Origin of the sequence: Streptomyces sp. 4N124, from assembly GCF_052245395.1 — a bacterium.
In the GTDB taxonomy this organism is placed as follows: domain Bacteria; phylum Actinomycetota; class Actinomycetes; order Streptomycetales; family Streptomycetaceae; genus Streptomyces.
In genome coordinates, this window is record NZ_JBQQBS010000007.1 from 110496 (window position 1) to 132879 (window position 22384).

At 72.4% G+C, this 22384-nt stretch carries 20 protein-coding genes and 1 pseudogene; 12 read left to right on the plus strand and 9 right to left on the minus strand.

Annotated features, from left to right (window positions below; all coding sequences use genetic code 11):
* Positions 1–28: 28 nt before the first annotated feature.
* Positions 29–436 (minus strand): CoA-binding protein, encoded by a 408-nt coding sequence (locus ACTWQO_RS09510; protein WP_443236771.1) that lies wholly within the window; start codon positions 434–436, stop codon positions 29–31.
* Positions 437–603: 167 nt separating this feature from the next.
* On the opposite strand from ACTWQO_RS09510, the gene ACTWQO_RS09515 reads away from it, so the two are divergent.
* The 5 genes from ACTWQO_RS09515 (at position 604) to ACTWQO_RS09535 (ending at position 6800) form a co-directional block, all read left to right on the plus strand.
* Positions 604–1320 carry a hypothetical protein gene (locus ACTWQO_RS09515; protein WP_443236772.1) on the plus strand — a complete coding sequence of 239 codons (717 nt, stop codon included), beginning with the start codon at positions 604–606 and terminating at the stop codon, positions 1318–1320.
* Complete coding sequence (locus tag ACTWQO_RS09520) at positions 1317–1856, plus strand: SixA phosphatase family protein (RefSeq protein WP_443236773.1); 540 nt, start codon at positions 1317–1319, stop codon at positions 1854–1856. The genes ACTWQO_RS09515 and ACTWQO_RS09520 overlap by 4 nt, the downstream gene beginning before the upstream one ends.
* A 64-nt stretch (positions 1857–1920) precedes the next feature.
* Entirely contained in the window at positions 1921–2547 is a 627-nt protein-coding gene (locus ACTWQO_RS09525; protein ID WP_443236774.1) for a YigZ family protein, read from the plus strand.
* Between the two features lie 108 nt (positions 2548–2655).
* Entirely contained in the window at positions 2656–3819 is a 1164-nt protein-coding gene (locus ACTWQO_RS09530; RefSeq protein WP_443236775.1) for an exonuclease SbcCD subunit D, read from the plus strand.
* Positions 3816–6800 carry an AAA family ATPase gene (locus tag ACTWQO_RS09535; protein ID WP_443236776.1) on the plus strand — a complete coding sequence of 995 codons (2985 nt, stop codon included), beginning with the start codon at positions 3816–3818 and terminating at the stop codon, positions 6798–6800. Before ACTWQO_RS09530 ends, ACTWQO_RS09535 begins: the two co-directional genes overlap by 4 nt.
* 2 nt (positions 6801–6802) lie before the next feature.
* On the opposite strand, the gene ACTWQO_RS09540 is transcribed toward ACTWQO_RS09535, so the two are convergent.
* Positions 6803–7249: an Lrp/AsnC family transcriptional regulator gene (locus ACTWQO_RS09540; RefSeq protein ID WP_210571067.1), complete on the minus strand. Its 447-nt coding sequence runs from the start codon at positions 7247–7249 to the stop codon at positions 6803–6805.
* A gap of 94 nt (positions 7250–7343) precedes the next feature.
* Between ACTWQO_RS09540 and ACTWQO_RS09545 the strand changes: the two genes are divergently transcribed.
* The 3 genes from ACTWQO_RS09545 (at position 7344) to ACTWQO_RS09555 (ending at position 9310) form a co-directional block, all read left to right on the plus strand.
* Positions 7344–7820 carry a rhodanese-like domain-containing protein gene (locus tag ACTWQO_RS09545; protein ID WP_443236777.1) on the plus strand — a complete coding sequence of 159 codons (477 nt, stop codon included), beginning with the start codon at positions 7344–7346 and terminating at the stop codon, positions 7818–7820.
* A gap of 46 nt (positions 7821–7866) precedes the next feature.
* On the plus strand, positions 7867–8382 hold the full coding sequence (locus tag ACTWQO_RS09550; RefSeq protein WP_443236778.1) for an immunity 21 family protein: 516 nt from the start codon (positions 7867–7869) through the stop codon (positions 8380–8382).
* A gap of 94 nt (positions 8383–8476) precedes the next feature.
* Complete coding sequence (locus tag ACTWQO_RS09555; RefSeq protein ID WP_443236779.1) at positions 8477–9310, plus strand: SDR family oxidoreductase; 834 nt, start codon at positions 8477–8479, stop codon at positions 9308–9310.
* A gap of 15 nt (positions 9311–9325) precedes the next feature.
* On the opposite strand, the gene ACTWQO_RS09560 is transcribed toward ACTWQO_RS09555, so the two are convergent.
* Positions 9326–11017, minus strand: coding sequence for a DUF885 domain-containing protein (locus ACTWQO_RS09560; RefSeq protein WP_443236780.1), 1692 nt, complete (start codon positions 11015–11017; stop codon positions 9326–9328).
* 32 nt (positions 11018–11049) lie between these two features.
* Positions 11050–11541: an Lrp/AsnC family transcriptional regulator gene (locus ACTWQO_RS09565; RefSeq protein ID WP_443236781.1), complete on the minus strand. Its 492-nt coding sequence runs from the start codon at positions 11539–11541 to the stop codon at positions 11050–11052.
* A gap of 59 nt (positions 11542–11600) precedes the next feature.
* Here ACTWQO_RS09565 and ACTWQO_RS09570 point away from each other — a divergent pair, with 59 nt between their 5' ends.
* Positions 11601–12821 carry a trans-sulfuration enzyme family protein gene (locus ACTWQO_RS09570; RefSeq protein WP_443236782.1) on the plus strand — a complete coding sequence of 407 codons (1221 nt, stop codon included), beginning with the start codon at positions 11601–11603 and terminating at the stop codon, positions 12819–12821.
* Positions 12822–12832: 11 nt separating this feature from the next.
* On the opposite strand, the gene ACTWQO_RS09575 is transcribed toward ACTWQO_RS09570, so the two are convergent.
* The 3 genes from ACTWQO_RS09575 to pdxR all read right to left on the minus strand — a co-directional run bounded on the left by ACTWQO_RS09575 (position 12833) and on the right by pdxR (position 17443).
* Entirely contained in the window at positions 12833–14098 is a 1266-nt protein-coding gene (locus ACTWQO_RS09575; protein ID WP_443236783.1) for a GNAT family N-acetyltransferase, read from the minus strand.
* A 146-nt stretch (positions 14099–14244) separates the two neighbouring features.
* Positions 14245–15819, minus strand: a complete 1575-nt coding sequence (locus ACTWQO_RS09580) for an alkaline phosphatase D family protein (RefSeq protein ID WP_443236784.1) — start codon at positions 15817–15819, stop codon at positions 14245–14247.
* 142 nt (positions 15820–15961) lie between these two features.
* Positions 15962–17443, minus strand: a complete 1482-nt coding sequence (pdxR, locus tag ACTWQO_RS09585; protein WP_443236785.1) for a MocR-like pyridoxine biosynthesis transcription factor PdxR — start codon at positions 17441–17443, stop codon at positions 15962–15964.
* Between the two features lie 47 nt (positions 17444–17490).
* Between pdxR and ACTWQO_RS09590 the strand changes: the two are divergent.
* A pseudogene (locus ACTWQO_RS09590) lies at positions 17491–18279 on the plus strand (DMT family transporter); the annotation flags it as partial.
* A gap of 87 nt (positions 18280–18366) precedes the next feature.
* Here the strand turns inward: ACTWQO_RS09590 and ACTWQO_RS09595 are convergent.
* A complete protein-coding gene (locus ACTWQO_RS09595) occupies positions 18367–19197 on the minus strand; it encodes an alpha/beta fold hydrolase (protein WP_443236786.1) in 831 nt (276 codons plus the stop codon).
* Positions 19198–19341: 144 nt separating this feature from the next.
* On the opposite strand from ACTWQO_RS09595, the gene sigJ reads away from it, so the two are divergent.
* Positions 19342–20229: an RNA polymerase sigma factor SigJ gene (gene sigJ / locus ACTWQO_RS09600; protein WP_443236787.1), complete on the plus strand. Its 888-nt coding sequence runs from the start codon at positions 19342–19344 to the stop codon at positions 20227–20229.
* A 120-nt stretch (positions 20230–20349) separates the two neighbouring features.
* On the plus strand, positions 20350–21111 hold the full coding sequence (locus ACTWQO_RS09605; protein WP_443236788.1) for a GntR family transcriptional regulator: 762 nt from the start codon (positions 20350–20352) through the stop codon (positions 21109–21111).
* Positions 21112–21180: 69 nt separating this feature from the next.
* Here the strand turns inward: ACTWQO_RS09605 and ACTWQO_RS09610 are convergent, their stop codons facing one another.
* A complete protein-coding gene (locus ACTWQO_RS09610; protein WP_443236789.1) occupies positions 21181–22338 on the minus strand; it encodes an ROK family transcriptional regulator in 1158 nt (385 codons plus the stop codon).
* Between the last annotated feature and the right edge of the window lie 46 nt (positions 22339–22384).

Here is a 22384-nt window from a genome sequence, read left to right on the forward strand (position 1 = left end):
GAAGTGCGCCGTGGTACGCGTCCGGACCCTAACCCAGCCGAGGTATCTCGATCGCCGGGCACCGGTCCATCACCATCTCCAGGCCTGCCGCCCGGCTGCGGTCGTACGCCGCCTCGTCGATGACGCCGAGCTGGAACCAGACCGCCTTGGCCCCCTTCGCGACCGCCTCGTCGGCGACCGCACCGGCGAGATCGCTGTTGACGAAGACGTCGACGACGTCGACCTGGAAGGGGATCGCCTCCAGGGACGGGTATCCCTTCTCCCCGTGAACCGTCTCGGCCTTCGGGTGGACGGGCACGATCCGCTTGCCGAAGCGCTGGAGCACGTCGGCGACGCCGTAGGCCGCGCGCCGCTGGTTGTTGGACAGGCCCACCACGGCCCAGGTGTCGCCGAGCTCGGTGAGGATCTTGCGGACCGTCGCTGCGTCGCCGTACACCGCTGGCCTCCTGGGCATCGGGGAAGAGCTGTCGTAGCGCACAACGGGTGAGGCGGCGCCGTGATTCCCGTTCCCTGCCGACTCGCGTGCCCTCTTGATTCCCGCCAACGTGTCCGGATTTCGCGCCGGATCCTGCGTACGGCCCTCCGTCCGCCTACGCTCACCCCGTGCTGCGCATCACCGACGCCCGTACCGGCGACTTTGTCGCCGCCGCTCCCGTCCGGCGGGGGCTGACCCGTGTCGAGGCCCATCCGCCGGGCTTCGGCATGACCGGCCTGCGGGTGCTGCTCGCCGCGGATGTGCTCGTCCGCGCCCTGGAACTCGGCGGTACACCGGTCTGGGCGCTGCTGAGCTGCGAGCGGGAGCCCGCCGAGCTGGTGGCGGGCGCCGCGGCACTCGGCATCCGGCCCTTCGAGCACAGCCGGGACGCCGACCCGGGCCTGGGCGAGGCACAGGTCATCCATGTCATGACCGATGGCGGCAGCGCACCCGACGGCGTCCGGGTCGCCGTGGCCCCCGTCCACCCGGAGGCCCCCGAGGGCGCCGATCCCGCTGCGCTGAGGCTGGCGCTGCTGGCCCGTCCGCGCGTCGAATCGGTGCGTCTCGACGAGGCCGCCCTCGGCGAGGCGGACGAGACACTCCGTCGTTGGCGGAGTGCCGTCGCCGCCTGGGCACACCGGCCCTCGCGGCCCGTCCCCGACGAGGTGCGCGGACGGCTCCGTACCGCCTGGGAGGACGATCTCGACGTCCCCGAAGTGCTGGCGACCCTGCGGTGGGCGGAGACCCAGCCCGACCTCCCCGACGGCGCCCGCTTCGAGACGTACGCCTACGCCGACCGGCTCCTCGGTCTCGACCTCACCCGCGATCTGGGAGCCCCGGCATGAACGCCCGCTTCGGAACCGGCCCCCTGCGCCGCCTGGTCGTCCTGCGGCACGCCAAGTCCGCCTGGCCGGACGGCGTCGCCGACCACGCGCGCCCGCTCGCCCCGCGAGGCCGCCGGGACGCGCCCGCCGCGGGCAGAGCGCTCGCCGAGGCCGACTGTCTGCCGGACCTGGCGCTGTGCTCCACCGCCGTCCGCGCCCGGCAGACCTGGGAGCTGGCCTCCGCCCAGTGGGGCACCCCGCCGCCGGTGCGCCACGACCCGACGCTGTACGCGGCCGACGTCCCCGACCTGCTTTCCGTCGTGCACGACGTGTCCGCCGAGGTCGAGAACCTGCTGCTGATCGGGCACAACCCCGGCCTGGAGGAACTGGTCCTCGCGCTCGCCGGCGACAGTCTCGACGACGCGCTGGAGCGAGTCCGTGTGAAGTTCCCGACGTCGGCGATCGCCGTCCTGGCCTGGTACGGCACGTCGTGGCGGGGGCTCGCCCCGGGCGGGGCCCTGCTGACGTCGATGATGGTGCCGCGCGGCAAGAAGTAGCGGGAGGAAGTAGCGGCAAGAAGTGGCTGTCCACGCGCGCGTGCCCTGCACATAGGGTGGCCCGATGCAGGACGAGTACCGCACAGTGGCCCGCGCGGGCGTGCACGAGACCGAGGTCAACCGCTCCCGGTTCCTGTGCACCCTCGCCCCGGCAGCCACCGAGCACGAGGCGCAGGACTTCGTCGCGGCCGTCCGCAAGGAGCACGCGGACGCCACCCACAACTGCTACGCCTACGTCATCGGCGCCGACGCCGCGATCCAGAAGGCGAGCGACGACGGCGAACCCGGCGGCACCGCGGGCGTCCCCATGCTCCAGATGCTGCTCCGTCGCGACATGCGGTACGTCGTCGCCGTCGTCACCCGCTACTACGGCGGCGTCAAGCTCGGCGCGGGCGGCCTCATCAGGGCGTACGGCGGTGCGGTGGGCGAGGCCCTGGACACCCTCGGCACGCTCACCCGCAGGCGCTTCCGCCTCGCCACGGTGACCGTCGACCACCTCCGTGCGGGCAAGGTCCAGAACGACCTGCGCGCCACCGGCCGCGAGGTGCGGGACGTGCGCTACGGAGAGGCCGTCACGATCGAGATCGGGCTGCCGGACGCCGATGTGGAGGCGTTCCGCGCATGGCTGGCCGACGCCACCGCGGGGACGGCCGGGTTCGAACTGGGCGGAGAGGCGTACGGGGACGCCTGACAGAAACGGCAAGAAGCGCATAACGGGCAAGCGCATGTGCCGTCATGACGGGCCGATACGGGAGTAACCACCCGTGATGTCAGACCCGGCCGTTAGTCTTCGGGGATCATGAGGCTCCTGCACACTTCCGACTGGCATCTGGGCCGGGCGTTCCACCGCGTGAACATGCTCGACGCCCAGGCCGAGTTCATCGCCCACCTCGTCACGACCGTGCGTGAGCGCGAGGTGGACGCGGTGGTCGTGTCGGGAGACGTGTACGACCGCGCGGTCCCGCCGCTCGCCGCGGTCGAGCTGTTCGACGACGCACTGCACCGGCTCGCCGACCTCGGCGTGCCCACGGTGATGATCTCCGGGAACCATGACTCGGCACGCCGGCTCGGCGTCGGAGCCGGACTCATGGAGCACGCAGGCATCTTCCTGTGCACCGACGCCTCGTCGGCCGGCACGCCGGTGATCCTGGAGGACGAGCACGGCTACGTGGTGTTCTACGGCCTGCCCTACTTCGAACCTGCCCTGGTCAAGGGCGAGTTCGGGGTGGAGAAGCCGGGACACGAGGCCGTTCTCGCCGCCGCCATGGACCGCGTCCGCGTCGACCTCGACACACACCTCCCCGGCACCCGCTCCGTCGTCCTCGCGCACGCCTTCGTCACCGGCGGCGAGGCCAGCGACAGCGAACGGGACATCACGGTCGGCGGGGTGGCCTCGGTCCCCGCCGGGGTGTTCGACGGCGTCGACTATGTGGCACTCGGGCATCTGCACGGCTGCCAGACCATCACCGAGCGCGTGCGCTACTCCGGTTCCCCGCTGCCGTACTCCTTCTCGGAAGCCGCCCATCGCAAGAGCATGTGGCTCGTCGACCTGGCCGCCGACGGGTCGGTGACCGCCGAGCGCGTCGACTGTCCGGTGCCCCGCGAGCTGGCCCGGATCCGCGGCACCCTTGAGGAACTGCTCGCCGACCCCGGCCTGGCCCGGCACGAGGAGGCGTGGGTCGAGGCCACGCTCACCGACCCTGTCCGCCCGGCCGACCCGATGGCCCGGCTCACCGAGCGCTTCCCGCACACGCTGAGCCTCGCCTTCGACCCCGAGCGGACCCCGGACGACCCGGACGTGTCGTATGCGAAGCGGCTCGCCGGACGCAGCGACCAGCAGATCGCCGAGGACTTCGTGGCCCATGTGCGCGGCGCCGGGCCCGACGAGCACGAGCGGACCGTGCTGCGGGACGCGTTCGACGCGGTGCGCGCGGACGGAGCGGTGCGGGAGGTGGCGCGATGAGGCTGCATCGGCTGGACATGACCGCCTTCGGGCCCTTCGGCGGGTCCCAGTCCGTCGACTTCGACGAGTTGTCGGCGGCCGGCCTCTTCCTCCTGCACGGACCGACCGGCGCCGGCAAGACCTCGGTCCTGGACGCCGTGTGCTACGCGCTGTACGGCTCGGTGCCGGGTGCCCGCCAGGGTGGTTCGCTGCGCAGCGACCATGCGGCGGCCGGCACCCGTACCGAGGTGGCCCTCGAACTCACCGTCGCCGGACGGCGGTTGGAGCTGACCCGGCAGCCCCCGTGGGAGCGGCCGAAGAAGCGAGGTTCGGGGACGACCCTCGACAAGGCCCAGAGTTGGCTGCGCGAGTACGACACCGCCACCGGCGCCTGGAAGGACCTCAGCCGCTCCCACCAGGAGATCGGCGAGGAGATCACCCAACTCCTCGGCATGAGCCGCGAGCAGTTCTGCCAGGTCGTGCTGTTGCCGCAGGGCGACTTCGCACGCTTCCTGCGCGCGGACGCCGAGGCACGCGGCAGACTGCTGGGCCGCCTCTTCGAGACGCACCGCTTCGCGGAGGTCGAGAAGAGCCTGGCCGAGCGTCGGCGCGCCACCGAGGCCCGGGTGCGCGACCAAGACGCCGCTCTGCTGGCCGACGCGCACCGCATGCAGCAGGCGGCGGGCGACGCCATGGACCTGGCGGAGCTGGCGCCCGGTGACCCCGGACTGGCCGACGCCGTCATGAGCGCCGCCGCCGTCGCCCGCAGCACCGCCCGCGAACAGCTGACGATCGCCCACTGCAGCCTCACGGCCGCCGAGTCCGGGCAGGCCGCGGCCGAGCGCGCCCTGGCCGACGTGCGCGAACTGGCGCGGCTGCAACAGCGGTTCGCTCAGGCACGCGAGCGCGCGGCGCTGATGGAGGAGCGCGTCGACGCCTACCGGGAGGCGCAGGCGCGCATGGAGCGGGCCCGCAAGGCGGAGGTGGTGGCGCCCGCGCTGGAGCTGCGGGAGGCCGCCGACGCCGAACACCGGCGCGCGGCCGCGGCGCAGCACCGCGCGCGTGCCCTGCTGCCGGAGGCCTTCGCCGGCTCCGGTGCGGGCGGGCTCGCCGCCGCCGCACGCCGCGCTGCCGAGGAGCTGGGCGGCCTGGAGTCGGCCCGTCGCGCCGAACACCGGCTGGCCGAACTCGTCGCCGAGCGGGCCCACTTGGACCGTCAGGAGCGCGCCGACGAGGACGTCCTCCAGGAGGCGGAGGCCTGGCTCGCCGAGTGGGAGACGACCCGCGCCGCGCTCCAGGCCCGTATCGACACCGCCCAGCAGGCAGCGACCCGGGCCGAGCAGCTCGCCGTACAGCGCGAACCCGCCCAGCGGCGGCTCGGGGCGGCCCGGCAGCGGGACCAGTTCGCGGGCGACACCGAAGCCGCGCAGCAGCAGGCGCTCGCCTCGGCCGAGCGTGCGGTCGAGGCCCGCGCCCACTGGCTGGACCTCAAGGAACAGCGTCTGAACGGCATCGCCGCCGAACTCGCCGCGAACCTCACCGACGGCGAGCCCTGCGCCGTCTGCGGAGCCACCGAACACCCCGCCCCCGCACGGAAGATCGCCGGGCACGTCGACCGGGAGGCGGAGGAGCGCGCACTGGCGGCCTACCAGCGCGCCGACGAACAGCGCGCGGAGGACGAGCGCCGCCTCGGCCTCGTACGGGAAGCCCTGGCCGCCGCCACCGCGGAAGCCGGAGACGCGCCTACCGGCCAACTCGCCCAAGAGGCAGAGGAGTTGGAGCGGCTGTACGAACAGGCGCGCCGGGACGCCTCCGGGCTGCACTCCGGGCATGAGGAGCTGCGCCGGGCCGAGCAGGAGCACGAGCAGCGCACCGCCGTACGGCAGGAGGCGGCCGTACGAGCCGCGTCGCGGGTGGGCCACCGGGAGCGCCTGGAGCTGGAGAAGGCCGCGCTGGAGGAGGAGTTGGCGCAGGCCCGGGGTGCTTCGGCGAGCGTGGCCGCGCGGTCGGCGCAGCTGGAGCAGCAGGTCGCCCTGCTCTCCGACGCCGCCGACGCCGCGCGGGCCGCCGACGAGAGCGCCGAGCGGCTCAAGGCCGCGGACGGCCGGCTCGCCGAGTCCGCCTTCCGCGCCGGGTTCGACACCCCCCAGGCCGCGGCGTCGGCCCTGCTCGACGACGCGGCCCACCGCGAGCTGCAACGGCGGCTGGACGCCTGGCAGTCCGAGGAGGCCGCCGTCCGCGCGGTCCTCGCCGAAGCCGACACGGTGGCCGCCGCCCAGCAGCCGCCCGCCGACCTCGAAGCGGCCGAGCGGGCCGCGTCGGCCGCGGCCCAGCGGCTGCGCGACGCCGCCTCCGCCCGCGACGCGGCGGACCGGCGCTGCACCGAACTCGACCGGCTCTCCGCGCGATCGGCGGAGGGCGTACGACGGCTGGCGCCACTGCGCGAGGAGTACGACCGGGTGGCACGCCTCGCCGGCCTCAGTGCGGGCACCTCGGCGGACAACGAACGCAAGATGCGCCTGGAGTCGTATGTGCTGGCCGCCCGCCTGGAACAGGTGGCCGCCGCCGCGACCGCACGGCTGCGGCGCATGTCGTCCGGCCGCTACACCCTCGTCCACTCCGACGACCGGACCGGCCGCGGCCGTAGCGGTCTTGGCCTGCACGTCGTAGACGCGTGGACCGGGCGCGAGCGGGACACGGCGACCCTCTCGGGCGGCGAGACGTTCTTCGCGTCGCTCGCCCTCGCCCTAGGCCTCGCGGATGTCGTCACGGACGAGGCGGGCGGCGTCCGGCTGGACACCCTCTTCATCGACGAGGGCTTCGGCAGCCTCGACGAGCAGACCCTCGACGAGGTACTCGACGTCCTTGACTCACTGCGCGAGCGCGACCGCAGCGTGGGCATCGTCAGTCACGTCGCCGACTTGCGCAGACGCGTTCACGCGCAGCTGGAGGTCGTCAAGGGCAGAGCGGGCTCCGAACTGCGGCAGCGGGGCGTCGGCTGAGGTCAGCGGCCGAGCGGGCGCCGGGGCAGGGGTGATGAGTACACGACGCTCGTGGTGACCGAGCCCAGGGCGCCGATCTTCCCGGAGACCTCCTCCAGGTGGCGCATCGAGCGGGCGGTGACCTTGATGACGAAGCAGTCGTCGCCCGTGACGTGATGGGCCTCCAGGATCTCGGGGGTCGCGGCGACGAGGTCGTGGAAGGGTTTGTAGTTGCCGGTCGGGTACCGCAGCCGGACGAACGCCAGGATCGGCAGCCCGAGCCGTTCCGGGTCGACGACCGCCGCATAGCCCTGGATGACGCCCGCCTCCTCCAGCCGCCGCACCCGTTCGGTGACCGCGCTCGGCGACATGGAGACGGCACGGGCCAGCTCGGCGAAGCTGGCCCGGCCCTCCCGCTGGAGGACGTCGAGGATGCGCCAGTCGGTGGCGTCCGGGGAATACGTGGTCATGGGCGATGAATAGCAGGGGAATCCCCGGCCGATCAAGGGAAGTGCCGGGGATCACCACTTCAGAGCGTGGCTCAACGACCGTAGGTTCTTGTCCATGACGACCACCACCGTGAACCCCGTCCTGCGCGTCGCCCCCGCCACCCCGGCCGAGGCCGCCGCCCACTTCCGCGCCAGCCTCGCCTTCCACGCCGACGTCTCCGACGTGGCCGCCGCGCTCTCGGCCGGCGGCGACCCGGGATTCGTCGTGCTGGACTCCCGTTCCACCGAGTCCTGGGACCAGGGCCACATCCCGGGCGCCGTCCACCTCCCGACCGCGCTGATCCCCGAACAGGCCGGGCAACTCCTCGACAAGTCGGTGCCCGTCGTGACGTACTGCTGGGGCCCCGGCTGCAACGGCGCGACCCGGGCCGCCCTCGCCCTCGCCGAACTCGGCTACCAGGTCAAGGAGATGCTCGGCGGCTTCGAGTACTGGGTGCGCGAGGGCTTCGAGTTCGAGACCTGGCAGGGCAGCGAACGCCGCGCCTCCGACCCTCTGACGGCGCCCATGGACGCGGAGGACTGCGGCTGTTGAAACCGGCGTGACGTGTGAGGCCCCTGTGCGTGTAGGTTTTTGCGCCATGGTGCGATACGCGGAACCGGGCGTCGTGGAGTGGGTCGAGTCGGGCGGCGGGCCGCTCATAGCGGTGCCGGAGACGGTGCTGCCGTTCTGGGCGGGCGCCGACGGCGACGAGACCGCCTCCGACTACGACCGGGCCTGCGAGGTCGACGGCTTCGTCGGGCTGCTCCCGGTCGGGGACTCCGCGGCCCTGGTCCTGGGCGACGAGCCGGCCTTGACCACCTTCCTGCCGGCCCACGACACCTTCGTACGGTGGTGCGCGGCCGACTCCGAGGACGAACTCCTTGCCCATGTCCCCGAGGCCCTCGCCACCGCCGTCTGGGCGGACGAGGTGCGCTGGCACGTGCCCGGGCCGGTGCTGCTGTTCGACTCGGCCTGGCCCGGAGGGGATTCCGAGCGGGCCGGCCACCTGAGGATCGCCCTGGAGCCGGGGCCGTACGCGGTCCGGGCGGCGCAGGTGCAGCCCGGGCCGGAGACCTGGCTGGGGCTGGTGCAGTTGCGGCGGCTGGCGGACTGACGCTCAGGTCGGGTGGCTCACCTGCCTTCAGGTCGGATGGCTCACCCGGGAAATCAGATGCGCCCCGCTCACCCGTTCCCCATCATGGTCGACCATGCCCCGACTCCCGCACCCCGCCCCCGACGCCCTGCGCCGTGACCCCCTGCCCCTGCGTGGCCGCACCGCCCTCGTGACCGGTGCCAGTCGGCGCGGCGGCATCGGTCATGCGGTGGCCCGGCGGCTCGCCGCGTACGGCGCGAGCGTCTATCTGCATCACCATGTGCCGCACGACGCCGCCATGCCCTGGGGCGCCGACCGCCCCGAGGACGTGACCGCGTCCGTGCGCGCGGCGCTCGGCGATCCCCAGGCCCGTGTCGTCGCCGGTCCCGGTGACCTCTCCGACCCGGCGGCACCCGCCCACCTGATCGCCACGGCCGCCTCGGCGCTCGGCGGACGGCTCGACATCCTCGTCGCCAACCACGCCCTCAGCGGCTCCGACGGAACGCTCGACGAGATCGACGCGGCGATGCTCGACGCGCACTGGGCGGTCGACACCCGCTCGGTGCTGCTGCTGATCCAGGCCTACGCCCGGCAGCCGGAGCGGCCCCGTGGCGGACGTGTGGTGATGATGACCTCCGGCCAGGACATCGCGGGTGGTATGCCCGGCGAGATCGCCTACGCGCTGCAGAAGGGTGCCCTCGCCTCCATCACCCGCTCTCTGGCGACCACGCTCGCCGAGCAGGCGATCACGGTGAACACCGTCAACCCCGGCCCCGTGGACACGGATTACCTGACGGGCGACGCCTATGAGGCTGTCGCCGCCCGCTTCCCCGCCGGCCGGTGGGGCATGCCCGACGACCCCGCCCGTCTCATCGCCTGGCTGGCGACGGACGAGGCGGAGTGGGTCACGGGTCAGGTCATCGACTCGGAGGGCGGGTTCCGGCGCTGATCACAACGTGGACGGTCAGAGTGCCGACAGCTCGTCGACCAGGTCGTCCAGCCCCAGCGAGCCCTGCGACAGCGCCGCCATGTGCCAGGCCTTGGGATCGAAGGCGTCGCCGAGCCGCTTGCGGGCGTTCTCCCGGCCCAGCAGCCAGGCACGCTCGCCGAGCTTGTAGCCGATGGCCTGGCCCGGCATGGACAGGTAGCGGGTCAGCTCGCTCTCCACGAAGTCCCCGGGACGGCTGCTGTGGGAGCCGAAGAACTCCTGCGCCAGCTCGGGCGTCCAGCGCTCGCCGGGGTGGAAGGGGGAGTCGTCCGGGATCATCAGCTCCAGGTGCATGCCGATATCGATGATCACGCGCACCGCGCGCATCATCTGCGCGTCCAGATAGCCGAGCCGACGCTCGGCGTCCGTCAGGAAGCCCAGCTCGTCCATCAGCCGCTCGGCGTACAGCGCCCAGCCCTCGGCGTTGGCGCTCACCATGCCGACGCTCGCCTGGTAGCGGGAGAGGTTCTGCGCCACGTGCTTCCACTGGGCCAGCTGGAGGTGGTGACCGGGCACGCCCTCGTGGTACCAGGTCGACACCAGGTCGTAGACCGGGAAGCGGTCCTTGCCCATCGTCGGCAGCCAGGTGCAGCCCGGGCGCGAGAAGTCGTCCGACGGCGGCGTGTAGTACGGCGCCGCGGCGCTGCCCGGAGGGGCGATGCGCGACTCCACCCGCCGCACCCGCTCGGCCAGGTCGAAGTGCGTGCCGTCGAGCGAGTCGATCGCCTCGTCCATCAGGGACTGCAGCCAGCGCTGTACCTCGTCGACGCCCTCGATGTGCGTGCCGTGCTCGTCGAGGTGCGCGAGTGCCACCCACGGCGTGGCCGCGCCGGGCAGGATCTTGTCGGCCTCGGTCTTCATCTCGCCGAGGAGGCGGCGGTACTCGGACCAGCCGTACGCGTACGCCTCGTCCAGGTCGAGGTCGGTGCCGTTGAAGTAGCGGACCCAGCCGGCGTACCGCTCGCGGCCCACGACGTCCGGCGCGCCCTCGATCGCCGGTGCGTACACGTCCCGCATCCAGTCGCGCAGCGTCACGATGGCCGCGGTGGCCGAGCGGGCCGCCTCGTCCAGCTCGGAGCGCAGGGCGTCGGGACCGGCCGCCGCGAACTGCTCGAACCAGCCGTGGCCCTGACCGTCCGTGTCGGCCCACTCGCCGAGCTGCTCGACGAAGGTGGCGGTGGCACGCGGACCGGCGTACAGCTTCCGCTCCAGGCCGAGCGCCAGGGACTCCCGGTAGCCCTCCAGCGCGGTCGGGACGGCGCGCAGCCGCTCGGCGATCGCCGCCCAGTCCTCCTCCGTCTGCGTCGGCGTCACGGTGAACACCTGGCGCACCGCATGCGCGACGGAACTCAGGTTGCTGACGGAACGCAGGCCCTCCTCGGCCTCATGCACGGCGAGTTCGGCGCTGAGCCGCTCGCGCAGCAGGCGCGCGCACCGGCGCTCGATGTCACTGTCCGCGCCGGGCAGGCGCTCCGACTCGTCCAGCCGGGCCAGCGTCCGGCGCGTAAGCTCCGCGATCGCCTCCTGGCCGGCCGGCGAGGTGTCCGGCAGCCTGCTCGAACTCTCCTTCACGCCGAGGAAGGTGCCGGTGATCGGGTCGAGGGCGATGAGCTCGTCGACGTAGGCGTCGGCGACCTCGCGGGGCAGCGGGCTCTTGGTCTCTGACATGCGGACCATCCTCGTACGAGGGGACGCAGCCGTCACGTGGATTGGGCCGGGGTGGAGGGCGGCAGCAGCGGGCCGCAGTCCCACTTCTGGAAGATCAACCGTGTCTCCACCCGGGCCACTTCCCGGCGGGAGGTGAACTCGTCCAGGACCAGTCGCTGCAGATCCGCCATGTCCGCGACCGCGACATGCACGAGATAGTCGTCCGGGCCGGTCAGATGGAAGACGGTCAGCGACTCGGGCAGCGCCCGGATGCGCTCCACGAACGGCCCCACCAACTCCCGCCGGTGCGGCCTGACCTGAACCGACAGCAACGCCTCAAGCCCACGCCCCAGCTTGGCCGGATCCAGCCGCAGCCGATGCCCGAGTATGACCCCCGCGCGGCGCAGCCTGGTCACCCGGTCCAGGCAGGTCGACGGTGCCACGCCGATCTGCGCGGCGAGGTCGCGGTACGTCGTCCGGGCGTCGTTCTGCAGCAGCCGCAGCAGCTGGAGATCCACCGGGTCCAGTACGACAGATTCAGGCACCGGCCGAACGTAACACGGCATTCGGCGGCGGTGACCCGGTCGGCGTTCACTCTTCCCTCATGGACACGCCCACCGCATCGAGAGCCCTCGCCACCGAGGCCGTGCACGCAGGCCGCGACGACCTCGCCCGCCAGGGCCTGCACGCCCCGCCGATCGACCTGTCCACCACGTATCCGTCGTACGACAGTCAGGGCGAGGCGGCCCGCATCGACGCCTTCGCCACCACCGGCGCCATGCCGGAGGGCCCGCCGGTCTACGGACGGCTGGGCAACCCCACCGTCGCCCGCTTCGAGACCGCCCTGGCCCGCCTCGAAGGCACCGAGTCCGCCGTCGCCTTCGCCAGCGGGATGGCAGCACTGAGCGCGGTGTTTCTCGTACGGGGCTCGCTCGGCCTGCGCCATGTCGTGGCCGTACGGCCCCTGTACGGCTGCAGCGACCATCTGCTCACCGCCGGTCTGCTGGGCTCGGAGGTGACGTGGACCGACCCGGCCGGGATCGCGGCGGCGCTGCGACCCGACACGGGACTGGTCATGGTCGAGTCCCCGGCGAACCCCACGCTGGCCGAAATCGACCTGCGCGCGGTCGCCCACGCCTGCGGCTCCGTACCGCTGCTCGCCGACAACACCTTCGCCACACCGGTCCTGCAACGCCCCGCCGAACACGGCGCCCGGCTCGTGCTGCACAGCGCCACCAAGTACCTCGGCGGGCACGGTGACGTGCTGGCCGGCGTGGTCGCCTGCGACGAGGAGTTCGCCGGACGGCTGCGGCAGGTCCGCTTCGCAACGGGCGGCGTTCTGCACCCGCTGGCCGGCTACCTGCTGCTGCGCGGCCTCGCGACACTGCCGGTGCGCGTCCGTGCGGCATCCGCGAACGCCGCCGAACTCGCCCGCCGCCTCGCCGCCGACCCTCGCGTGGCCCGCGTCCACTACCCACGCATCGGCGGCGCCATGATCGCCTTCGAGGTCCACGGCGACCCCCACCAGGTCATCGCCGACGTCCGCCTGATCACCCCCGCCGTGAGCCTCGGCAGCGTAGACACCCTCATCCAGCACCCGGCATCCATCAGCCACCGCATAGTGGACACGACGGACCGAAAGGACGCCGGGGTGAGCGACAAGTTGCTGCGCCTGTCGGTGGGTTTGGAGGACGTAGAGGACCTGTGGCGAGATATAGACGGCGCGCTAGGGCGCCCCGACAGGGGCGCGGGGCTGTATCGATATGCGGCTCCGCCGCGGGGCGCGACAAGCCACAACGAACCCGCACCCGCCAGCGCCCCGTAGCCCAACGGCGCCTAGGCCCTAGTAACCCCCACCGTGCCCTCCGCCGCTCCCAGCGGAGAATCCAGCCGAGCCGTGATCACCAGAGTCCCCTCCTCGATCTGATAGTCGAGAGGCAGCCCCAGACCACGCATCGCGGCAACCATGCCGGTGTTGGACGACTGCGTCACCGCGTACACATTCTCGCAACCGGCCTCGACCGCCATCGCGACCAACCTGCGGAGCAACTCGCTGCCGATGCCACGCCCCTGCCACTCGTCCTCGACCAGCAGCGCGACCTCCGTCTCGTCCCCGTCCCACAGCAGATGCCCGAGCCCCACGATCCGCCCGGACGCGGTCTGCACCGCAAGGGTCCGGCCGAAGCGCGGGCTCAGCAGATGGTGGAGGTAACGATGCGCGTCACCGACAGGCCCGTGGTACCGCAGGGACAACGTCCGTGCCGAGCACCGCTCGTGCATCGCCGTCGCGGCCTCCAGATCGTCCGTGCCGGCGCGGCGGACGGTGATCGCGTTGCCCTCGGGGAGCGTGAGAACGTCCTGGCCACGCGGAACGCGCGGGCCGAGCCGGGCGTCCAGCTCCACCAGCGCCCGCGCCCGGGCGAACTCGGTCGGGGTGAACGGCAGATACGGCCGCTCCACGGTGATCACTCCGCCTTCCGGTGCCCGCAGCCGCATCACGGTGTCCTCCAACGCCCCTTCCACCGGGACGCCTTCGGGCGCCCGGCCGCCGCCGGGCGGGGTGGCGGGGAGCGAGCGGATGGTGCAGCGACCCAGCAACTGGCGCAGCGCGAGCGGGAGTTCCGCCGCGTCCAGGGCGGTGCGGGTGGCGAGGCCGAGCACTCGGGTCGGCGCGTCGACCAGGTCATGCGCGTCGGCCCGCTCGATCCACGTACCCGTGCCGCCGGCCTGGGTGATCGCCTGCGTGATCTCGTCCGCCGCGAGCTCACCGGGAGCCCGCAGCAGGAACTCGTCCACCGTGCCCTCGGCCAGCGGATGCGTCTGGAGGCTGAGGATGTCGACCTGCTGCCCGGCGAGGGCGATGCAGAGCGCGGCCAGCGACCCCGGTTCGTCTTTCACCGTCGTCCGCATCCGCCACAGGGCACGCTCCCGGACCCCGGCCTGCTCCGTGGGGAGCGGCCGGGTGCTGGTATCACCCGTCGGCGGGGCGTGACCGTGGCGTCGTGTCCACCATGTGTGGAACGCCGCCGTGATGTCCCGCCGCCAGTGGTGCACCGTACGACCGTGCTGTGCACGCGTCACATCAGATATGTCTCGACTCATGCAGCCACTGTGAAGGAAGGGTGTTGCGTGATCACGAACGCACTGTGACTGACGGGTAAAGCAGCCTTCTGTCGCTTTTGTGAAACGTCAGTGCCGCGCACCAGGGGATGACGCCGGTACGCGGCACTGATACGAGGTTACGGGACCTACTGGCCGACGCGTCCCGGCTGCAGCGCCTGCGTGAAGAGCACCGTGCCGTCCGACTCGCGCAGCCGCACCGTCAGTTCCCCGCTGTGGCCGTCGATGTCGACCTCGCCGAAGAACTGGTAGCCGCCGGCGGGGGAGACGTTCGCCGTGGTCGGCGCCTTGAGGAACACCCGGTCCGGGCCGAAGGTGTTGTCGAGCGTGTTCGCGGGGAAGGCACCGGCGTTGAGCGGGCCCGAGACGAACTCCCAGAACGGCTCGAAGTCGGTGAACGCGGCCCGGGACGGCAGGTAGTGCTGCGCCGAGGTGTAGTGCACATCGGCGGTCAGCCAGACCGTGCCCGTGATCCGGCGGTGCTTGATGAACCGCAGCAACTCGGCGATCTGCAGCTCACGGCCGAGCGGCGCGCCGGGGTCACCCTGCGCGACGGCCTCTATGTTGGGCTTGCCGTCGCCGGTGTCCGGTACGACCAGGCCGAGCGGCATGTCGGAGGCGATCACCTTCCACACCGCACGCGAGCGGGACAGCTCGCGCTTGAGCCACTCCAGTTGCTCGCTGCCCAGGATGCCGACCGGGTCGGTGGTCTGGTTGTCCGGCGAGTTGGCGTTGCGGTAGGTGCGCATGTCCAGGACGAAGACGTCGAGCAGCGGGCCGTGGTGCTGGACCCGGTAGACCCGGCCGTCGGGGCGGCGCAGCGTCGAGATCGGGTAGTACTCCGAGAACGCCTGCCGGGCGCGCGCGGCGAGCACGTCGACGTTCTTCTCGGTGTACCGGGTGTCGGTGAGGATCTCGCCCGGATACCAGTTGTTGGTGACCTCGTGGTCGTCCCACTGGATGATGGACGGGACCTGGGCGTTGAAGGCACGCAGGTTCTCGTCCAGCAGGTTGTAGCGGAAGTTGCCGCGGAACTCCGCCAGCGTCTCGGCCACCTTGGACTTCTCCTCGGTGGTGATGTTCCGCCAGGTGCTGCCGTCGGGCAGGGCCACGGTCTCGGTGATCGGGCCGTCGGCGTAGATGTTGTCGCCGCTGCCGATGAAGAAGTCGGGGTCGAGCTTCGCCATCGCGTCGTAGATCCGGTAGCCCCCGAACTCCGGGTTGATGCCCCAGCCCTGCCCGGCGAGGTCGCCGGACCAGACGAAGCGGACGCCGTCGCGCCGCTTGTCGGACGCCGTGCGGAAGGTGCCGGTGACCGGCTCGCCGGTGCGGCGCGGGTCGTCCGGGTCGGCCAGCAGGACGCGGTAGTGGATCTGCTCGCCGGACGGGAGTCCGCGCAGCCGGGTCGTGCCGGTGAAGTCGGTGCCGGCGCCGAGCAGCGGGCCGCGCCATCTGCGCGGGTTGCGGAACGACTCGGTCGCGGACGTCTCGACGATCATCCGGGCGGGACGGTCGGAACGCACCCACACCAGACCGGAGTCGCAGGTCACGTCTCCCGTCTGCACGCCCCAGCCGGCCTTGGGACGCCCGGACAGCGCGAGGGCCGGTGCCGCGCCCAGCGCGGGCGGGAGGGTCAGGGCCGCCGACGCGGCGAGGGAGCCGCGCAGGACGCTGCGACGGCCGGGGAAGGGACGGTGTGACATGGATGCGCCTCCGGGGACCAGATCCGGTCAATGTGCGATGCCACAACTACTGGTGCGCCGCAGCGCACACGCAAACCACAAGTGAACAACCGACCGCGGGAACAAGGGAACAGACTGGTCGGTCATGCGGGGCGCGCCGTTGTCAGCCCCTGACGGCCTCTGCCATCAGCCGTACGCCTGCCCGGATGCGCGTCGGTGACAGGTGGGCGTAGCCCAGCACCAGCCGTACGTCCTTGCTGCCGCCGATGTCGGCCGTCGCGTGCGCGTAGTCCTCCAGCGGACGCACCATGACACCGGCGTCGGCCACGCGCGCGAGGAAGTGCTTTTCGGGCCCGTACCGGAGGGGGAGGGTGGCGATGACGTGCAGGCCCGCCGCGATCCCGGACACCGCCGAGCCGGGGAAGTGTTCCTCCAGGGCGGCCACGAGCGTGTCGCGCCGGTCGCGGTACGCGCGCTGGCAGCGGCGCAGCTGACGGTCGTAGTCGCCGCGCTCCACGAACCGGGCGAACAGCGCCTGGTCGAGGGTGGGATGGCCGAGATCCATGGTGCGCTTGCGCTCGATCACCTCATCGGCGAGCGCCTCCGGTACGAGCAGCCAGCCGAGCCGGAGCCCCGGAGCGAGGGACTTGCTGACCGACCCCGCGTAGGCGACGCGTTCCGGGTCGAGTCCTTGGAGCGCACCGACCGGAGCGCGGTCGTAGCGGAAGTCGCCGTCGTAGTCGTCCTCCAGGACGAAGCCGTCCACGGACCGTGCCCAGTCGAGCAGTTCGGCCCGACGGCGCGCGGAGTAGGCGATCCCGGTGGGGAACTGGTGCGCCGGCGTCACCACGACCGACCGTACGCCCGAGTCGCGCAGCGGGCCGATGGCCAGCCCTTCGTCGTCCAGGGGCACCGGCACGGTGGCGACGCCGGCCGCGGCATACAGGGCGTCGTGCTGCGGGCTGCCCGGGTTCTCGGCGCCGACGGCTGTCAGCCCGCGCGCGTGCAGGGCGAATCCGAGCAACGTCGTCGCCTGGGCCACGCCGGAGACGACCAGGATCCGCTCCGGGTCCGCGACCACGCCGCGGCGGCGGGCGAGCAGTTCGGCCAGCGCCGTACGCAGCCGGGGCAGTCCGCGCGGATCGGGATAGCCGAGGTCGTGGTGCGGCAGCTCGGCCAGCACCCCGCGCTGGGCCGCCGCCCACGCGGCACGCGGGAACAGCGACAGGTCCGGCGTCCCGGGCACGAAGTCGGCCCGGGCGCCCGGCAGGCGCGGAGCGAGGTCACGCGCGCGTGGCGACGCGGCCCGTACGGCACCGCCCACCCAGGTCCCCGCACCCCGCCCGCTGCGCAGATAGCCCTCCGCGGTCAGCTGCTCGTACGCCTCCGTGATCAGCCCGCGCGACACCCCGAGGTCGGCGGCCAGATCACGGCTCGACGGCAGCCGGGTCCCCGGCGCGAGCCTGCCCGCCCGCACCGCCTCCCGCAGTGCCGCCTGCAACGAGCGCCCACGCGCGCGTGCCGGTGCGGAAGCGGCCGGCAGGAGCAGCTCCCAGGCCGGGGATCCCGGATCGGCACCCGATGGCGGCTCCTGTTCCTCGGACTCGTACGGCTCCCCACTCCGATTGGTCTCCGATGGCCTCATGAAAGTGGACCTTAAACCGGACCGCCGTGATTCCTAGCGTCGTGTCCATGAACGCCACCACCACACGGGGAGCCCTGCTCGCCGCGCTCGCCTGTGTCCTCGTAGGAGGGTCCTTCACCGCCAACAGCGTCCTCGGTGAATACCCGTACGCCGGCGGCCAGTTCCTCCGCTACGGCCTGGCCTTCCTGCTGCTCGTCCCGCTGGCCGGCCGGGACGCCACGGCCCGGCTGCGGACGCTCACGCCCCGCCACTGGGCCCGCCTCGCGCTGCTCGCGGGCGTGGGCATGGTCGGCTTCAACCTGGCGGTCATCGCGGCGGAGCGCACCGCCGAACCGGCCGTTCCGGGCGTCTTCGTCGGCTGCGCGCCCGTGATGGTGGCGGTCCTCGTGCCACTCCTGGACGGACGCCGACCCCAACGCGTCGTCCTGTACGGCGCGTTGCTCGTCGCCGTCGGCGCCTTCACGGTCCAGGGCTGGGGACGCACGGACGGCGCCGGAATCGCGTTCTCGGTGTGCGCACTCGCCGGTGAGGTCGGTTTCGCGGTGCTCGCCGTGCCCGTGCTGCGGCCCCTGGGCCCGCGGCTGCTGTCCGCCACGGTGTGTGGCGTCGCCGCACTCGAGTCCCTGGCGGCCGGGCTCCTCCTGGACGGCGGCGCGTGGCTGCGGCGACCCGACGGCACGGAGGCCGCCGCACTGCTGTGGCAGGCGGCGATCGTCACCGTCATCGGATTCGTGTGCTGGTACATGGCCATGCAGCGGATCGGCGCGGAGCGCGCCACGCTGTTCTCCGGCCTGATCCCGGTCGCGGCGGCCGGCACCGCGCCCCTCGTCGGAACGGGCTCCTACGGGGCCGTGCAGGCCGTCGGCAGTGCCCTCGTCGGTGCCGGAGTCGCCCTCGGATCGGGCGCGTTGGCCCGGCGCCGGTCAGCGACTGCCGTCGAGGATCACGCGGGCGACCAGCGCCGGGTCGTCGTTCATGGGGACGTGACCGCAGCCGGGCAGCCGCACCAGCCGGGCCCGCGGAATGATCTGCTTGGCCCGGACCCCCTGCCGGCGCACGAGGAGCCGGTCCCTGGAGCCCCAGGCCACGGTGACCGGGATGCCCTGGATGTCGTCGGTCCACTGGACCTCGGAGCCGGCCCGGAGGGTCTCGGAGAATGCCGAGGCGTTCACCAGCGCGAGGGTCTCGGCGACCACGGCCTCGGGTGAACGGCGTGCCGGGCGGGCGTAGATAGTGCTCGTCAGGACCGTACGGCCGGCCGCCGAACGGGACAGCCGCTCGACCAGCGGCGGGGGCATCCGCGTGGCGATCTGCCGCATCCCCAGCAGGACGCCGAAGGCGTAGCGTCGTTCGGCCGGTGTCCAGAACCCGGCCGGGGACAGGGCGGTCACGGACCGTACGAGCTTTTCGCGGCCGAGTTCGAGGGCCAGCAGGCCGCCGAGCGAGTTGCCCGCGACATGCGGCCGTTCGACCTCCAACGCCTCGCACAGTGCGCCGAGCGCGGCGTTCATCGTGGGCAGATCGTGTGCGAGGCCTTCCGGAAGGGCCGGGGACGCGCCGAACCCGGGCAGATCGACGGCGATCACATCGCGCTCGGTCGCGAGGATGTCCACCACCGGGTCCCAGGCCTGCCGGTGGTGCCCGATGCCGTGCAGCAGGAGCAGCGGTTCGCCCGTTCCCACGCGCGCGTAGGAGAGGGTCACGGCCCGTGGGCCGCGGGCGGAGGGGACCTTGAAGGAGACGGTGGCCGACATGAACTGCTCCTCGTCTGGGGCTCGCTGGCGGGCTGCTCATAGACAGCTTGTCAGCAACTGCTACCGACGGGTAGCCCCTGAAGGTCTACGCGGTCCCCAGATATCGCCTGGACAGGTCCGGATGAGTCGGTTGGGATGGAATGCGTGACAACCGACATCGAGACCGACGTCTTCGAAGAGCACCGTCCCGTTCTCCTGGGAGTCGCCTACCGCATGCTCGGGCGGGTGGCCGACGCGGAGGACGTGGTCCAGGAGGCCTGGCTGCGCTGGTCCGGGGCGGACCGGAGCGAGGTACGCGAACCGCGCGGCTATCTGGTGCGCATCACCACCCGCCTCGCCATCGACCGGCTGCGCCAGGTCAAGGCGCGCGGCGAGACCTACGTCGGCCCATGGCTGCCGGAGCCGTATGTCACCGACTTCGGGGAGACCGTGCCGGACGCCGCGGACCGGGCCGTGCTCGCCGACTCCGTCTCCCTCGCCGTCCTCGTCGTCCTGGAGTCGCTGTCGCCCCTGGAGCGGGCGGTTTTCGTCCTGAGGGAGGCGTTCGGCTACCCGTACGCCGACATCGCCGCGATGCTCGACCGCAGCGAGTCGGCGGTACGGCAACTCGGCGGGCGCGCCCGCAAGCATGTCGAGGAGCGGCGGCCGCGCTACGACGTCGACCCGGCCCAGCGTCGTGATCTCACCGAGCGCTTCCTCGCCGCCTCCATGGAGGGGGACATCGAAGGGCTCATGTCCCTGCTCGCCCCGGACGTCCGCCTCGTGGGCGACAGTGGCGGCAAGGCCAAGGCGCCGGTGCGGGTGCTGGAGACCGCCGACAAGGTGGGCCGCTTCATCGCCGGTGCGGCAGGCAAGGGCGGCGGCGTTCCGGACCTGTCCTTCCGGTTCCTGGAAGTCAACGGCGGTCCCGCGGTGCTGCTGATGTCCGGCGACAAGCCGGACAGCGTCCTCCAGCTGGAGATCCTGGACGGGCGCATCCAGTCCGTCTACATCATCCGCAACCCCGACAAGCTCCGGTCGCTCGCCGGATAGCCGCCCTGATTGGTCTTGACCAAGGGTGGGGGCCGCCCTATGGTCGCAGATAAGTGCAACAACCTTTAATAAACAAGGGCGCTAAAACGCCGCCGGACCACGGCGATTGCGGAGGACAGGGTGGGGACCACGCAGCTGGAATCGGTGCCGGAACCGAAGTACTGGCATCTCAAGACCGTGCTCAGTGAGGCATTGGACTCCGAGTTCTCCGTGGGCGAGATCCTGCCGAACGAGCGCGACCTCGCCGCCCGCTTCGGCGTCGCCAGGGCCACGCTCCGCCAGGCCCTGGAACAGCTCGAACTCGAAGGCAGGCTGCAGCGCCGCCGCGGCGTCGGTACGACGGTCGCCCCGCCGCGCGTCGGCGTCGCCCTCGGCACCGAGCAGCACACCTGGCCGGGCGCCGCCGGCGACGCCTGGCAGCCCGTCGACTGCACGACCGAGGTCCCGCCCGCGGCGGTCGCGTCCGCCTTGGAGACGGGCGCCCAGGAGCCGATGCACACGGTGCGCCGCTCCCGTAGGACGCACGGCCAGCCCGTCGCGGCCGAACTGATCTACGTCCCGGAGTCGGCGGTGCCCGAACTCTCCGCCATCGACGCCCCGTCGGGGCCCGCACGCGCGCGTGCCGTGCTGCGCGAGCTGCAGCGCCTGGAACTGGAGGGCCAGGAGAGCGCCGTCGAGCTGGGCTCGGCCCGCGCGGACGACGCCAAGCAGCTGGACCGGCTCCCCGGATCGCCCGTCCTTGTCGTCACCACCCGCTTCAACGCGGAGGGCCGCACGGCCGCGCTCTCCGTCGCCACGTACCGCGCGGACACCTGCCGGCTGACCTTCGGTGACTCGGGCGGAGTGGAGATACACCAGGGGCCGGAACGCCAGGCCTCCTGAGAGCCGGACCGGAAACGCGTCGCGCCCCGGGCTTCTCCGGGGCGCGACGCGTTTCCGGCCCGGTGCGGGTCAGCGGCGTGCCGTCACCGTGCCCTCCACCGCGAAGAGCTGCTCCTCCACATGGTCGAGGGCAAGCCGCAGCGCGCCCGTCGTCACGGCCGCCTCGCCGAGGAGGGACAGCGTGACCTTCGGGGGCCGCAGACAGTAGCGCTCCAGTTCGCGTCGCAAGGGCTCCAGGACGCCGTCCAGTCCGGCCGCCCAGCCGCCGACGACGACGAGTTCGGGGTCGAGGGCCAGGACGAGCGCGGCCACATCGTGGACGAGGCGCTGGATGAAGCGGTCGACTGCCGCACGAGCGCGCTGGTCGCCTTCGCGGGCCTGCGCGAACACCTCCGCCACTGCCTGCTCGTCCAGCGGATGCAGCGGCTCGTCCGTCGTCGACAGCAGGGTCTCCGGAGTCACCTCACGGCCGAGCAGGTGCAGGGCGCCGATCTCGCCGGCCGCCCCGCCGTACCCGCGGTGCAGCCGTCCGCCGATCAGCGATCCGGCGCCCGGGCTGAGTCCGGCCAGTACGAACACGACGTCGTCCGATTCGGTGGCGGCGCCCTTCCAGTGCTCGGCGACCGCGGCGGCATTGGCGTCGTTCTCGACCAGGACCGGGCACTTGAAGGAACGGCTCAGCCGCTCGCCCAGGTGCAGCCCTGTCCACTCGGGCAGCGCGGTGCCCAGGCGAACGGTGCCGTCCTCCTCGACGATCCCGGGCGTGGCGACGCCGACGGCCCGCAGGGAGCTGCGGGCGACACCGGCCCGGCGCAGCAGCTCGGCGACCGCGGTGCGCAGCCGCTCCAGACGCTCGTCCGCCGGGGCCGTCTCGTCGACGTCCTTCGCGATCGCGCCCAGCACCCGTCCGTCGAGGTCGGAGAGGAGCGCGGCGACCCGATGCGGCCCGATCTCCAGGCCCAGCAGATGACCGGCCTCGGCCCGGAACCTGAAGCGCCGCGCAGGCCGCCCCTGTCGCCGGGCGACACTTTCGTCGGCGGCCTTCTCGACGACGAGTCCGGCCTCGATGAGTCCCTCGACGACGCCCTCCACCGTCGGCCGGGACAGTCCGGTCACCCGGGTGATCTCGGTCAGCGTGGCGCAGTCCGTGGCGCGCAGCGCATGCAGCACCACCGCGGAATTGATCCTTCGCAGCAGCGAGGGATCCCCGCCGGTCAGCCGCCCCAACGTCCGTCCTCCCAGCTAGTGCGCGTGTTGGCGGGATCGTACTCGG

What these genes read in the sequence shown, in the direction of transcription:
- pdxR (WP_443236785.1), bottom strand. Translation starts at nt 17,443, where the DNA reads ATGAGGCCATCGGAGACCAATCGGAGTGGGGAGCCGTACGAGTCCGAG.
- ACTWQO_RS09520 (WP_443236773.1), top strand. Translation starts at nt 1,317, where the DNA reads ATGAACGCCCGCTTCGGAACCGGCCCCCTGCGCCGCCTGGTCGTCCTG.
- ACTWQO_RS09555 (WP_443236779.1), top strand. Translation starts at nt 8,477, where the DNA reads ATGCCCCGACTCCCGCACCCCGCCCCCGACGCCCTGCGCCGTGACCCC.
- ACTWQO_RS09580 (WP_443236784.1), bottom strand. Translation starts at nt 15,819, where the DNA reads ATGTCACACCGTCCCTTCCCCGGCCGTCGCAGCGTCCTGCGCGGCTCC.
- ACTWQO_RS09530 (WP_443236775.1), top strand. Translation starts at nt 2,656, where the DNA reads ATGAGGCTCCTGCACACTTCCGACTGGCATCTGGGCCGGGCGTTCCAC.
- ACTWQO_RS09575 (WP_443236783.1), bottom strand. Translation starts at nt 14,098, where the DNA reads ATGAGTCGAGACATATCTGATGTGACGCGTGCACAGCACGGTCGTACG.
- ACTWQO_RS09540 (WP_210571067.1), bottom strand. Translation starts at nt 7,249, where the DNA reads ATGACCACGTATTCCCCGGACGCCACCGACTGGCGCATCCTCGACGTC.
- ACTWQO_RS09545 (WP_443236777.1), top strand. Translation starts at nt 7,344, where the DNA reads ATGACGACCACCACCGTGAACCCCGTCCTGCGCGTCGCCCCCGCCACC.
- ACTWQO_RS09595 (WP_443236786.1), bottom strand. Translation starts at nt 19,197, where the DNA reads ATGTCGGCCACCGTCTCCTTCAAGGTCCCCTCCGCCCGCGGCCCACGG.
- ACTWQO_RS09550 (WP_443236778.1), top strand. Translation starts at nt 7,867, where the DNA reads ATGGTGCGATACGCGGAACCGGGCGTCGTGGAGTGGGTCGAGTCGGGC.
- ACTWQO_RS09525 (WP_443236774.1), top strand. Translation starts at nt 1,921, where the DNA reads ATGCAGGACGAGTACCGCACAGTGGCCCGCGCGGGCGTGCACGAGACC.
- ACTWQO_RS09535 (WP_443236776.1), top strand. Translation starts at nt 3,816, where the DNA reads ATGAGGCTGCATCGGCTGGACATGACCGCCTTCGGGCCCTTCGGCGGG.
- ACTWQO_RS09570 (WP_443236782.1), top strand. Translation starts at nt 11,601, where the DNA reads ATGGACACGCCCACCGCATCGAGAGCCCTCGCCACCGAGGCCGTGCAC.
- ACTWQO_RS09560 (WP_443236780.1), bottom strand. Translation starts at nt 11,017, where the DNA reads ATGTCAGAGACCAAGAGCCCGCTGCCCCGCGAGGTCGCCGACGCCTAC.